This window comes from Pseudomonas lini (assembly GCF_001042905.1).
GTDB lineage: Bacteria > Pseudomonadota > Gammaproteobacteria > Pseudomonadales > Pseudomonadaceae > Aquipseudomonas > Aquipseudomonas lini.
In genome coordinates, this window is the sequence record NZ_JYLB01000001.1 from 955540 (window position 1) to 968215 (window position 12676).

8 protein-coding genes are annotated in these 12676 nt (G+C 58.2%); all 8 read left to right on the forward strand.

Translation table 11 applies throughout. From position 1 onward, the window contains the following. The first annotated feature begins 4 nt into the window (after positions 1–4). The 8 genes from TU81_RS04150 (at position 5) to TU81_RS04185 (ending at position 12665) form a co-directional block, all read left to right on the forward strand. Positions 5–835: a carbohydrate ABC transporter permease gene (locus tag TU81_RS04150; RefSeq protein WP_038983399.1), complete on the forward strand. Its 831-nt coding sequence runs from the start codon at positions 5–7 to the stop codon at positions 833–835. A gap of 168 nt (positions 836–1003) precedes the next feature. Beyond that, on the forward strand, positions 1004–2107 hold the full coding sequence (locus TU81_RS04155) for an ABC transporter ATP-binding protein (protein WP_030130272.1): 1104 nt from the start codon (positions 1004–1006) through the stop codon (positions 2105–2107). Positions 2108–2121: 14 nt separating this feature from the next. Continuing rightward, positions 2122–3597 (forward strand): mannitol dehydrogenase family protein, encoded by a 1476-nt coding sequence (locus tag TU81_RS04160; protein WP_048393526.1) that lies wholly within the window; start codon positions 2122–2124, stop codon positions 3595–3597. A 126-nt stretch (positions 3598–3723) separates the two neighbouring features. Continuing rightward, positions 3724–5220, forward strand: a complete 1497-nt coding sequence (xylB, locus tag TU81_RS04165) for a xylulokinase (protein WP_048393528.1) — start codon at positions 3724–3726, stop codon at positions 5218–5220. A 13-nt stretch (positions 5221–5233) separates the two neighbouring features. Then, complete coding sequence (locus tag TU81_RS04170; RefSeq protein WP_048393530.1) at positions 5234–6172, forward strand: carbohydrate kinase family protein; 939 nt, start codon at positions 5234–5236, stop codon at positions 6170–6172. 297 nt (positions 6173–6469) lie between these two features. After that, positions 6470–8518: a type VI secretion system Vgr family protein gene (locus TU81_RS04175; protein ID WP_048393533.1), complete on the forward strand. Its 2049-nt coding sequence runs from the start codon at positions 6470–6472 to the stop codon at positions 8516–8518. Then, complete coding sequence (locus tag TU81_RS04180) at positions 8509–9375, forward strand: DUF4123 domain-containing protein (protein WP_038983407.1); 867 nt, start codon at positions 8509–8511, stop codon at positions 9373–9375. The genes TU81_RS04175 and TU81_RS04180 overlap by 10 nt, the downstream gene beginning before the upstream one ends. A 29-nt stretch (positions 9376–9404) precedes the next feature. After that, positions 9405–12665, forward strand: a complete 3261-nt coding sequence (locus TU81_RS04185; protein WP_231983793.1) for a LysM peptidoglycan-binding domain-containing protein — start codon at positions 9405–9407, stop codon at positions 12663–12665. The last annotated feature ends 11 nt before the right edge of the window (positions 12666–12676 follow it).

A 12676-nucleotide genomic window follows, 5' to 3' on the forward strand; every position in this document is an offset into this window, starting at 1 on the left:
CGCCATGACTCTTCAACAATCCCGCCGTCTGCAAAGTCTGCTGCTCGGCACTCTGGCCTGGGCCATCGCGATCCTGATTTTCTTCCCGATCTTCTGGATGGTGCTGACCAGTTTCAAAACCGAAATCGACGCGTTCGCCACGCCGCCGCAGTTCATCTTCATGCCGACGCTGGAGAACTACCTGCACATCAACGAGCGCAGCGACTACTTCAGCTTCGCCTGGAACTCGGTGGTAATTTCCTTTAGCGCCACGGCCCTGTGCCTGCTGATCGCGGTGCCGGCGGCCTACTCGATGGCGTTCTACGAAACCCAGCGCACCAAAGGCACGCTGCTGTGGATGCTCTCCACCAAAATGCTGCCGCCGGTGGGCGTGCTGATGCCGATCTACCTGCTGGCCAAGAGTTTCGGTCTGCTGGACACGCGAATCGCGCTGATCGTGATTTACACGCTGATCAACCTGCCGATCGTGGTCTGGATGATTTACACCTACTTCAAAGACATCCCCAAAGACATCCTCGAAGCCGCACGCCTGGACGGCGCAACGCTGTGGCAGGAAATGGTCCGGGTACTGCTGCCGATCGCCAAGGGCGGCCTGGCTTCCACGGTTTTGCTGTCGCTGATCCTGTGCTGGAACGAAGCGTTCTGGTCGCTGAATCTGACCTCGTCGCAAGCCGCGCCACTGACCGCGTTGATCGCCTCGTACTCAAGCCCCGAAGGTCTGTTCTGGGCCAAGTTGTCGGCAGTGTCGACCCTGGCCTGTGCGCCGATTCTGATCTTCGGCTGGATCAGCCAGAAACAATTGGTCCGCGGTCTGTCGTTCGGTGCCGTGAAATGAATGTCCCCGGATCCCTGATCTGACACAAAACCCTGTGGGAGCGGGCTCGCCCGCGATGACGTCGGCAAATTCAACCTGGATGTCGGCTGCTAAATCGCCATCGCGGGCAAGCCCGCTCCCACAAAAAGCTCACCAGGCGCAATTGAATTAACTCAAGCGGAGGCCCCCATGGCCAACCTGAAAATCAAAAATCTGCAAAAAGGCTTCGAAGGTTTTTCCATCATCAAAGGCATCGACCTCGAAGTGAATGACAAGGAATTCGTGGTGTTCGTCGGCCCGTCGGGCTGCGGCAAATCCACCCTCCTACGATTGATCGCCGGCCTGGAAGAAGTCAGTGGCGGCACCATCGAACTGGATGGCCGCGACATTACCGAAGTCAGCCCGGCCAAGCGCGACCTGGCGATGGTGTTCCAGACCTACGCCCTGTACCCGCACATGAGCGTGCGCAAAAACATGTCGTTCGCTCTCGACCTGGCCGGTGTAGCGAAAGCCGAAGTCGAGAAGAAAGTCGGCGAAGCGGCGCGCATCCTTGAACTCGGGCCGATGCTGGAGCGCAAGCCCAAGCAACTGTCTGGCGGTCAGCGTCAACGCGTGGCGATCGGCCGGGCGATCGTGCGCAACCCGAAAATCTTCCTGTTCGACGAACCGCTGTCCAACCTCGACGCCGCCCTGCGGGTGCAGATGCGCCTGGAACTGTTGCGCCTGCACAAAGAACTGCAAGCCACGATGATCTACGTGACCCACGATCAGGTCGAAGCGATGACCATGGCCGACAAAGTCGTCGTACTCAATGGCGGCAAGATCGAGCAAGTCGGTTCGCCACTGGACCTGTATCACCAGCCGGCCAACCTGTTTGTCGCAGGCTTCCTCGGCACGCCGAAAATGGGCTTCCTCAAGGGCAAAGTCACCCGCGTCAACGGCCAAAGCTGTGAAGTACTGCTGGACGCCGGCACCCGCATCACCTTGCCCCTGAGCGGGGCGAATCTGAGTGTCGGCGGTGCGGTGACCTTAGGGATTCGTCCGGAACATCTTGAACTGGCGCAACCCGGCGACTGCACCCTGCAAGTCACTGCCGATGTCAGCGAACGCTTGGGCAGCGACACCTTCTGCCACGTCCTGACGTCTTCCGGCGAAGCGCTGACCATGCGCGTTCGCGGCGATCTGGCCAGCCGTTACGGTGAAACCCTGAGCCTGCACCTGGACGCTGAACACTGCCATTTATTCGATGCCGACGGCGTGGCGCTGACCCGCCCACTGCGCGCCGCAGCCTGATCCGAGAGCATGCAATGAAACTGAATAAACAAAACCTCAACCGCCTCGCCCCCGAGGTGGCCCTGCCCGCCTACAGCCTGAGCGATACCCGCCAAGGCATCGCGCACATTGGCGTCGGCGGTTTCCACCGCGCGCATCAGGCGTATTACACCGATGCCTTGATGAATACCGGCGAAGCACTGGACTGGGCCATTTGCGGGGTCGGCCTGCGCGCCGAAGACCGCCGCGCCCGGGACGATCTCAAAGAGCAGGATTATCTGTTTACCCTGTTCGAACTGGGCGACGCCGATGACGCCGAAGTGCGGGTCATCGGGGCCATCCGCGACATGCTGCTGGCCGAAGACAGCGCCGAAGTGCTGATCGACAAACTCGCCGATCCAGACATCCGCATCGTCTCGCTGACCATCACCGAAGGCGGCTATTGCATCGATGACAGCAACGGCGAGTTCATGGCGCACCTGCCGCAGATCCAGCATGACCTGGCTCACCCGAACGCACCGAAAACCGTGTTCGGTTTCCTCTGCGCCGCTTTGGCCAAACGTCGTGCAGCCGGTACGCCCGCGTTCACGCTGATGTCTTGCGATAACCTGCCGCACAACGGCGCCGTGACCCGTAAAGCCCTGCTGGCATTCGCCGCCCTGCGCGATGCCGATCTGCGCGACTGGATCGAGCGCCATGTCAGCTTCCCTAACGCGATGGTCGACCGCATCACGCCGATGACCAGCACCGAGCATCGTCTGCAACTGCACGATAAACACAGCATCGACGACGCTTGGCCGGTGGTCTGCGAACCGTTTGTGCAGTGGGTGCTGGAAGACAAATTCGTCAACGGTCGCCCGGCCTGGGAAAAGGTCGGCGTGCAGTTCACCGACGACGTCACGCCTTACGAAGAGATGAAGATCAAACTGCTCAATGGCAGCCATCTGGCCCTGACCTATCTGGGCTTTTTGAAGGGTTACCGCTTCGTTCACGAAACCATGAACGACCCGCTGTTCGTGCGCTACATGCGCACCTACATGGACCTGGACGTGACGCCGCAACTGGCGCCGGTGCCCGGGATCGACCTGACCGAGTACAAAAACACCCTGGTGGCGCGCTTCTCCAACCAGGCGATTGCCGATCAGCTGGAGCGGGTGTGTTCGGATGGCTCGTCAAAGTTTCCGAAGTTCACCGTGCCGACCATCAACCGCTTGATTGCTGATGGGCAGGAGACCAAGCGTGCGGCGCTGGTGGTGGCGGCGTGGGCGCTGTACCTCAAAGGCGTGGATGAGAATGGCCAGACCTATGCAATTCCTGATCCGCGGGCGGCGTTCTGTCAGGCGCTGGTGGCCGATGATGTGTTGATCACTCAACGATTGTTGGAAGCTGAGGAGATTTTCGGGACGGCGATTCCGCGTTCAGCCGAGTTTGTGGCAGCGTTCGAGTGGTGCTGTAACAGCTTGCGGGAGGTTGGGGTGACCCGAACCCTCGAAAGAGTGCTCGCCGCCTGATCGTTCCCACGCTCTGCGTGGGAATGCAGCCCGGGACGCTCCGCGTCCCATTCAGAAGCGGACGCAGAGCGTCCATTGAGGCATTCCCACGCAGAGCGTGGGAACGATCTTCGGTAGGGTGTTTCCATGGCAAACCAACAATTATTCCTCGGCATCGACTGCGGCACCCAAGGCACCAAAGCCGTCATCCTCGATGCGCGCAGCGGCCAGGTCCTCGGTCAGGGCGCCGCCGCCCATAGCCTGATCAGCGGTGCCAACGGCCGTCGCGAACAAGACACTGCCCAATGGCTGGAAGCATTTACCCTGGCCACCCACCGCGCCTTGCTCGCAGCGAATGTAGACGGTCGGACGATCCTCGGCATCGGTGTTTCCGGCCAGCAACATGGCCTGGTGCTGCTCGACGATCGCGGCCAGGTGCTGCGCCCGGCCAAGCTCTGGTGCGACACCGAGTCCACGCCGGAGAACGACCGCTTGCTCGCCCATCTGGGTGGCGAAAAAGGCTCCCTGGAACGCCTCGGCATCGTCATCGCGCCGGGTTACACCGTGTCCAAACTACTCTGGACCAAAGAACAGCACCCGGAGGTATTCGCCCGGATCGCGCGCATTTTGCTGCCCCATGACTACCTCAACTACTGGCTCACCGGCCGTAGTTGCAGCGAGTACGGCGATGCCTCGGGCACCGGTTATTTCAACGTGCGAACCCGCCAGTGGGACTTGCAACTGCTGCGCGACATCGACCCCACCGGGCGCCTGCAAGCCGCACTCCCGGAGCTGATCGATGCCCACCAACCGGTTGGCACAATCCTGCCGGGTATCGCCGAACACCTCGGCATCAACCCCAAGGCGCTGGTCTCCAGCGGCGGCGGCGACAACATGATGGGCGCGATCGGCACCGGTAATATAAAGCCCGGCGCGATCACCATGAGCCTCGGTTCCTCGGGAACGGTTTACGCCTACGCCGAACAAGCGAACGTCAGCCCCGATGCCTCGGTCGCGACGTTCTGCTCCTCCAGCGGCGGCTGGTTGCCGTTGATCTGCACCATGAATCTGACCAACGCGACCGGCGCGATTCGCGAGTTGTTCGAATTGGATATCGAGGCGTTCAACGCCTTGGTCGCGCAAGCACCGATCGGTGCCGACGGCATGTGCATGCTGCCGTTCCTCAATGGCGAACGCGTCCCCGCCCTGCCCCATGCCAGCGGCAGCCTGCTGGGGCTGACCATGACCAACCTGACCCGGGCCAACCTGTGCCGCGCCGTGGTGGAAGGCACCACCTTCGGTTTGCGTTATGGGCTGGACTTGCTGCGCCAGAATGGCTTACAAAGCCGCAGCATCTGCCTGATCGGCGGCGGCTCGAAAAGCCCGGTGTGGCGACAGATAGTCGCTGACATCATGAATACGCCAGTGATTTGTACCGAACAAAGTGAAGCCGCGGCCCTCGGCGCAGCGATTCAGGCGGCATGGTGCAAGTCATGGGCAAACGGTCACGAAGACAGCCTGGCGGTCCTTTGTGAGCGCTGTGTGAAGCTCGATCTGGCCAGTGAAACCTTACCGATTGCAGCAAATGTGGCGGCCTGTCAGCAGGCCTACGAACGCTATCAACAGCATGTCGCAACCCTTTAAAGAGTGAACAATTATGTATTTGGTGTGTGGCGAAGCGCTGTTCGATTTCTTCAGCGAAGACGATGCCAGCGGTCTGGCATCCAAAGTGAATTTCAAGGCGATTGCCGGCGGCTCGCCGTTCAACGTGGCGGTGGGTTTACGCCGCTTGGGCGTGGACGCCGCGCTGTTTGGCGGGCTGTCGACCGATTACCTCGGCCGACGTTTGCAGCAAGTGCTGCAGGATGAAGGTGTTCGCCCGGACTACCTCGTAGACTTTACCGCGCCGACCACGTTGGCGATGGTCGCGGTCGGTGCCAATGGCTCACCTCACTACAGCTTCCGTGGCGAAGGCTGCGCTGATCGCCAGTTAAGCCTGGCGCATCTGCCAGAGTTGGGGCCTGAAGTGCGTGGTTTGCACGTCGGCTCGTTCTCGCTGGTGGTGCAACCGATTGCCGATACCTTGCTGGCATTGGTGCAACGGGAAAGCGGCAAGCGCCTGATCAGCCTCGACCCGAACGTGCGCCTGAATCCCGAGCCGAACATCGAGTTGTGGCGTTCGCGGATTGCCACGCTGGTGGAGCTTGCCGACCTGATCAAGGTCAGCGACGAAGACTTGAGCCTGTTGTACCCCGAGCAGGACCCTCAGCGCGTCATCGAAGGCTGGCTGGAGCATCGCTGTCAGTTGGTGTTCCTGACCCGAGGCGGCGAAGGCGCGACGGTGTTCAGCCGTGCCCACGGTTCGTGGTCGGTACCGGCCAGTTCGGTGAAAATCGCCGACACCGTGGGGGCTGGCGATACGTTTCAGGCAGCGTTGATTACCTGGCTGACCGAGCAGCAACTGGATTCGGTCGAGGGTCTGCAACAGCTGAGGAAGGAGCAGATCGATGCCATGCTCAGGTTCGCCGTCAGCGCCGCTGCCCTGACCTGCAGCAAGACCGGGCCGGATTTGCCGTATCGGCATCAACTCACCTGACAGTCCCGACCTGACACGGCACCCGTAGGAGCTGCCGCAGGCTGCGATCTTTTGATCTTGATTTTCGTCGGACTCACCGTCGCCAAAGATCGCAGCCTGCGGCAGCTCCTACAAGAGCCTGCGGCTTTCAATGAGGGTGCAGTCAGTTGCACAAGCCCATATTCATTGGCCGAAACCCTGTAACTAGGGGTTTTCCCTATACTTCGCCCCCCTGCACCTACGGCATTTGCGCCTTGAACATGGCACTTTAATGCTGCACCATCCGCGCCTGCTTTTTCAAAGGACGGAACTCAAGGCATGCTGGACGCAAACGCAACCCATATATCCCTCTCGCTCGAAGGCGTTTCCGTCGACCTGCAGGTCCTCAGCTTCGTCGGCCGCGAAGCCCTCAACCAGCCTTTCTGTTTCGACATCGAACTGGTCAGCGCCCGCCCCGACCTGAAACTCGAAGAGTTGCTGCACAAGCCCGGTTGCCTGACCTTCGGCGCCACCGGCCAAGGCAAGATCCATGGTCTGGTGTACCGCATCGAGCAAGGCGATTCCGGCAAAAGCCTGACCCGCTACAGCATCAGCCTGGTGCCGCAACTCGCCTACCTGCGGCACAACCATGACCAGCAGATTTTCCAGCAGTTAAGCGTGCCGAAGATCATCGCCCAGGTGCTCGAAGCGCGGGGCATTCTGGCCGACGCCTACAGCTTCCAGCTCGGCGCGATCTACCCCGAGCGCGTGTACTGCGTGCAGTACGACGAATCCGACCTGCACTTCATCCAGCGCCTGTGCGAAGAGGAAGGCATTCACTTCCACTTCCAGCACTCGACCAGCGGCCACAAACTGGTGTTCGGCGATGACCAGACGGTGTTCCGCAAACTCGCGCCGGTGAGCTACCAGCAAGACTCCGGCATGGCCGCCAAGAAACCGGTGATCAAGCGCTTCAACCTGCGTCTGGAAACCCGCACTACCCGCGTCAGCCGCCGCGACTACGACTTCGAGAAACCGCGACTGCTGCCTGAAAGTGCGGCCAAGACCGAGTTCGCCCCGGACCTCGAAGACTACGACTATCCTGGCCGTTTCACCGACCGCGCGCGCGGCAAGCAACTGGCGACCCGCGCCCTCGAGCGTCATCGCAGCGACTACCAACTGGCCGAAGGCAAAGGCGACGAACCGACCCTGGTCAGCGGCCACTTCATGGCCCTCAGCGAACACCCGCGCGCCGAATGGAACGACCTCTGGCTGCTGCTGGAAATCGTCCACGAAGGCAAACAGCCACAAGTGCTCGGCGAAAACATCACCAGCGACGTCACCCATAACAAAGACGACTTCCACCAGGGCTACCGCAACCGTTTCCTCGCCACCCCGTGGGCCGCGCATTACCGCCCTGCCCTGGAACACCCGAAACCGAAAGTGCTGGGCAGCCAGACCGCCATCGTCACCGGCCCGCCGGGCGAAGAAATCCACTGCGACGAATATGGCCGGGTCAAGGTGCAGTTTTTCTGGGACCGCGACGGTCAGTCCGATGACAAAACCAGCTGCTGGCTGCGCGTCGCCACCGGCTGGGCCGGCAACGCCTACGGCGGCATCGCCATCCCGCGAGTCGGCATGGAAGTGCTCGTCACCTTCCTCGAAGGCGACCCCGACCAACCGCTGATCACCGGCTGCCTTTACCACAAGGAAAACGTCGTCCCCTACGACCTGCCGGCGAACAAAACCCGCAGCACCTTCAAAACCCTCAGTTCCCCGGGCGGCAAGGGCTACAACGAGTTTCGCATCGAAGACAAAAAAGGCGCGGAACAGATCTACCTGCACGCCCAGCGCGACTGGGATGAAAACATCGAGCACGACCAGAAAATTCGCGTCGGCAATGAACGGCATGACACGGTCGAAGCCAACGTGTTCAGCGAGTTCAAGGTCGAAGAGCACCGCGTTACCCATCTGGATCGCAAGACCGAAGCGCGGGCGGACGATCACCTCACCGTCGGCGTGACTCAGCATGTGAAGATCGGCACGGCGCAGTTTGTCGAGGCCGGGCAAGAGATTCACTACCACGCTGGAGAGAAGGTGGTGGTTGAGGGAGGCATGGAGCTCACGGCCAAGGCTGGCGGGAGTTTTGTGAAGATTGATGCGGGTGGCGTGACGATTAGTGGGGCTGAGGTGAAGGTGAATTCCGGGGGTGGGCCGGGTGCGGGTACGCCTGCTGCGCCGTTGTTACCGGGGCCGATGAAGGTGGCGGATGCGGATACAGCAGGCAAGGCCCCTCTCCCCAGCCGTCTCAACGAGTCGGGTATCACGCCGTTGTGCGGCAAACAGAGCAACGGCGCTTGCAGCCGTAAGGATTGCACATGCATGTAAACACCATGAATTCCCTGCTGGCCGCACCTCGTTATGGATTCGAGTCGCTACCCAGGGAACAGTCCAGTCAGGTCCTGTGTTTCATCATCGATCGCGGACGCCAGCCCGAGGCGATGTCTCGTCTCTATCGCATCGGCGAACCGATGAATGCTCAGGCCTTGTTCAGCAGTACTGACTTTGCCGAAATCGCTGACGAAGGTCCGCTCTGGCTCACGACGCCTTGGGGTAGCCGATTGGCAAGCGAAGCCACGCGTCTGTGCGAAGAAAACTACTCGGGTATTGCGCTGGTCGCAGAAGATGCCAATCAGGCCCTCGCGCACGCGCGCTGGTTACTGCGAGCCAATGACGGTTCCGGTGGCCAAAGTCTGTTGAGCTACCACAAACCCAGCCTCTGGGCTGCGCTGGCCTACACCGCTGGTGACGCGGCCATTCAATTGTTCGGTCCTTGGCAAGCGGTGTACAGCCCTGCCCCCAGCCACTTCGGAAAAGAGCGCGGTGCGTGGCTGTCATGGACGGCTACATCGGAACTGAAGTGGCGTGGCGATGGCCCGGCTTACAACCTTCCCGACAACACAGCAAAGATTCAAGCGCGACTGGGATGGTTGTATTGGGTCGATGAGCAATATGTAGCGTTCGGTGAACCGGGCGACGATCGCATCAATGAAATTACCGAGAACCTGGACCTTTTGCTCAAAAACAACATCTACGAAGGTGATCATTTACTCAAGCTCGCCTCTATCGTCGATGGACCGCTGTTTGAAACCCGGCCAGAAGCCATGGCCATCCTGCAATCCAGGGAAGAGTCGTTCATCAAGGTTGAACAGCTGATGCAAACAGCATCCGCCACCCCCCAATGAACCCGACGCAACAACAGAACGGAAGCACCATGGAAATTACCAATCATTCAGTCAATCCTGGTGAAACGCTCGGCCAGATTGCCACTCGCTACAATACCGATGTTGCGCAACTGCGCCAGATGAATCCCTTTATTACTGACCCGAATGCCATCAAGCCGGGTTGGAATCTTAGTGTTCCCAAGAGTGCTCAGGCTGAAGCGGTTGCAAAACCAGCTGCCCCTTCAACGGCAGCTTCCCAACCTGCTCCAGCGGCCGAAAGTGCAAGTGCGCCTGGCCCTAAGCCCATTGACTTGGGGCCGAAAAAAGACTTTACAGAAACGTGCGCCCCCAGCTTCAAGGATCAGCCCAAGCCTTGTTCGAACACGTACGGCACCGCAATCTATGCAACCGATGAAGAAGAGTTTTGGTTACTGCCCGAGCGCGCCGCCTCCTCGATGAAGGAGGCGATGCACGCTCTGGAGAATCAAATTGCCCCGAGTAAATCCCGTGATGAGCGCCTCAAGGGATTAGATGACAGCGGATTACTGAATTACTTCCTTGAGCCAAAACTGAGTAATTTTCTCGAAGGCGAACAGCGCCAGAGAATGGAGGAAATTGAAGCTCAGGAACCGAATATCGAAATGGACCCAGGAATGGTCCTTCGCAGCCGACAAGAAGTAAAACGCGCAAAAGAAAAGGACGCACCAAAGGCCGAAACGCCGAAAACCGATCCTCAGCGCTCACGTATAGATCAGCTTCAGTCGGATATCGATACTCAGAACCGTATCCAGGATGATTACAGCGAGCTACGTAAGTTACGCAGCGAGTGGTTGGCGCTAAAAAAAATAGCTATTGCCGCCGCCGAAAAGAAGGGTCATACGTACGAGAACGGTACGTTGTTCGCTGCCGGGGCAATCGAGGCTCGCGCTCGCGTCCAAAATTACCTGGAGAAACGCAAGGCGCTGATCAGTGAGGGTGGCATCAAGCCACAGGCTCAGGAAGATGTCGCCAAGCTCCTTGAAACAGACAAGAAAAAGCGTGATGAACTGCAGAAGTGTTTATACACCTGCGAAGGTGATACATACGCCTACCTGGCGTGGAAGCATGGCGAAGCCAAGTCGTTTGCCTATCACGAATACACCGACGCGATTATCAAAGTAGCGGAATACGGGATCGCCTTACCTGAGTACGCACTGATCAGTGGCGATGACATCACTACAGGTATCGAGCAGTTCAAGTTATATCTCGATACGGAAAAACAGCAATCGGAAATCAATAACCGCTTGCGCGAAAAGTACAAAAACTGGATCGAAGCGACGGGTCAAAATGCCCAGGCCCCTGCCGGACTGGTCGAAGCCGAACGTGCCGAATGGGACCGTTTGCAAGTTGTAAAACAGGGCTTACACGAAAAGGCTCAACAAAAAGTCGCCGCTGACCCTATTCGACGTCACTTGTTATGGGAGCCTGAACAGTTTGAGCCTCAGCCGGTTGATCGGCTTGTCAAGGATGGCTTTCCGCTAAGGGAAGTCAGCACACTGGCAGCTAGCGGCACGCCGTTGAAGTGGTTCAGTTTGCTCAACCTCAAGGGTGCGCCAAAGCTTCTTGAGGAAGACCTGAAAAAGGTCGGCAAGAGCGCGAAAAAAATTCTTGAAGGCATCCCAAAGAACGGTAACGGTGGTGCAAGTAAAAACAGCGCGCAGAAGGTATTTGGCCAGTGGCTGGCAAGCCAGGGCGCACTAAAAATTGGAGATCAAGCCGGTGACTGGTTTGATACCAATGGTTGGTTCAATATCGACAAGTTTTACAGCTTCTTGCAAACCAACGGCTATAAAGTGACTCAGCTTGAGGATGCCGGTGCGCGAAAAGAATGGGGCGAGCACCTTAAACAGGTCGTATTCAAAAAGAGTGTTCGTGGTGAAGTGAGGCTTTTCGACAAGAGCCAGCAGGCGCAATTTGTCCGCTGCCTTGCGCCGCCGCAGAAAAAACTGCATGGCGAAGTGAAGCTGGAAGGTCCCTCCTTCTCTGCCGCTGAAGGCTTCAAGACGTCGGCCAGTGCGTCACTGAGCTTTGACTTGGCTCGAGGTGAAGTGGAACTGCTTAAAATCGACATGCCGACTCGCGAAAAAGCCAAGGATGTGACGGTCGATTACTATCTCGAAGGTAATCCTCAACTTCAGACCTTGAACCTCGGCCGTATGTCCTTCCATTTCGGTGCCCGTGCGTGGGGATACGCCGGTGCGTCGCTCATGCTCGCCGGCAGTATTGAGCTGTCACCTATAAACGGCAACGCCAAATATGGCGCGACACTCAGCCCTGTCAAACCGGCACAGCGCGAAGATGCCGAAGCAAAGGCTGAGCGGAAGACCCACGAAGAAACGATCAAAACCAAAGCCGACAATGGTGATACCAGCCCTACCCCAGACCTTGAACACAAATCCAAGGCTCTGACGGCTGTTGACACCAAATCAACTGGCCAAGTCATGTCCGGCAAGGCCGCCAACGTACAAATTGAAAATGGCATGGCCAACTTCAATCTGTTCGCCGGCGTTCAAGCAGGAATCGAACTGACAGGGGCTTTGAATTGGGCTCCGCCTAAAGCATTGGCTGCGTTGCGTGCAGGACCCGCAACAGGAATCAACAACAGCAAGGAGGCTACAAGCGCTAGCCAATGGCTAACGCTTGCCAACCTTAGTGGGTCGTTAGGTGCCGCCTACGGCGCGGGATTGCAAGGCAACGCTCAAATATCAGTAGATAAAGGCAAATTCATCCTCAATCTTAAAGCAGCTGTTGTCCTTGGGCCGGGTGTGAATGGTAGTTTCAAGTTTGAGGTGGGTTACGAGGCGGTTGTAGAACTCATCAATATTTATCGGCGTGAGTTGTATAAGGCCAAGGGGGCTTCTATTAGTTGGATTACTCCGGAGGCCGCAGAGCAAGCTTCTGCGCTGAACGTACTCGGCGCAGTTGGGTTGGATGTTGCAATGGTTTATATGATGGGGATTAACGTCATCATGAACCTCTATGAAGCAATGACCAGTAGCGGAAAGGGAGGACCTATTGCTCATACAATTATTGAATATCACAACCCAGAGGAATTGGAAAAATGGTTCGTTCAAGCGACGCCCGCAGCTTTAGGTCCTATATTCATGACGTTGACATCTGAGCCGAAAGCATTTGCCGTAACTTCGATCAAGGCGGGGGAAGGCGATCCAAGTGATGAGAAGCACGAATACAAAAGAGACGAGGCATATCTACTACAACAACAAGCAATAAGCAATAAGCAAGATAGTGAACTGGATAGGAAAAAACTCTAATGCTTCTGGCA

What these genes read in the sequence shown, in the direction of transcription:
- TU81_RS04175 (WP_048393533.1), top strand. Translation starts at nt 6,470, where the DNA reads ATGCTGGACGCAAACGCAACCCATATATCCCTCTCGCTCGAAGGCGTT.
- TU81_RS04180 (WP_038983407.1), top strand. Translation starts at nt 8,509, where the DNA reads ATGCATGTAAACACCATGAATTCCCTGCTGGCCGCACCTCGTTATGGA.
- TU81_RS04155 (WP_030130272.1), top strand. Translation starts at nt 1,004, where the DNA reads ATGGCCAACCTGAAAATCAAAAATCTGCAAAAAGGCTTCGAAGGTTTT.
- xylB (WP_048393528.1), top strand. Translation starts at nt 3,724, where the DNA reads ATGGCAAACCAACAATTATTCCTCGGCATCGACTGCGGCACCCAAGGC.
- TU81_RS04160 (WP_048393526.1), top strand. Translation starts at nt 2,122, where the DNA reads ATGAAACTGAATAAACAAAACCTCAACCGCCTCGCCCCCGAGGTGGCC.
- TU81_RS04170 (WP_048393530.1), top strand. Translation starts at nt 5,234, where the DNA reads ATGTATTTGGTGTGTGGCGAAGCGCTGTTCGATTTCTTCAGCGAAGAC.
- TU81_RS04150 (WP_038983399.1), top strand. Translation starts at nt 5, where the DNA reads ATGACTCTTCAACAATCCCGCCGTCTGCAAAGTCTGCTGCTCGGCACT.
- TU81_RS04185 (WP_231983793.1), top strand. Translation starts at nt 9,405, where the DNA reads ATGGAAATTACCAATCATTCAGTCAATCCTGGTGAAACGCTCGGCCAG.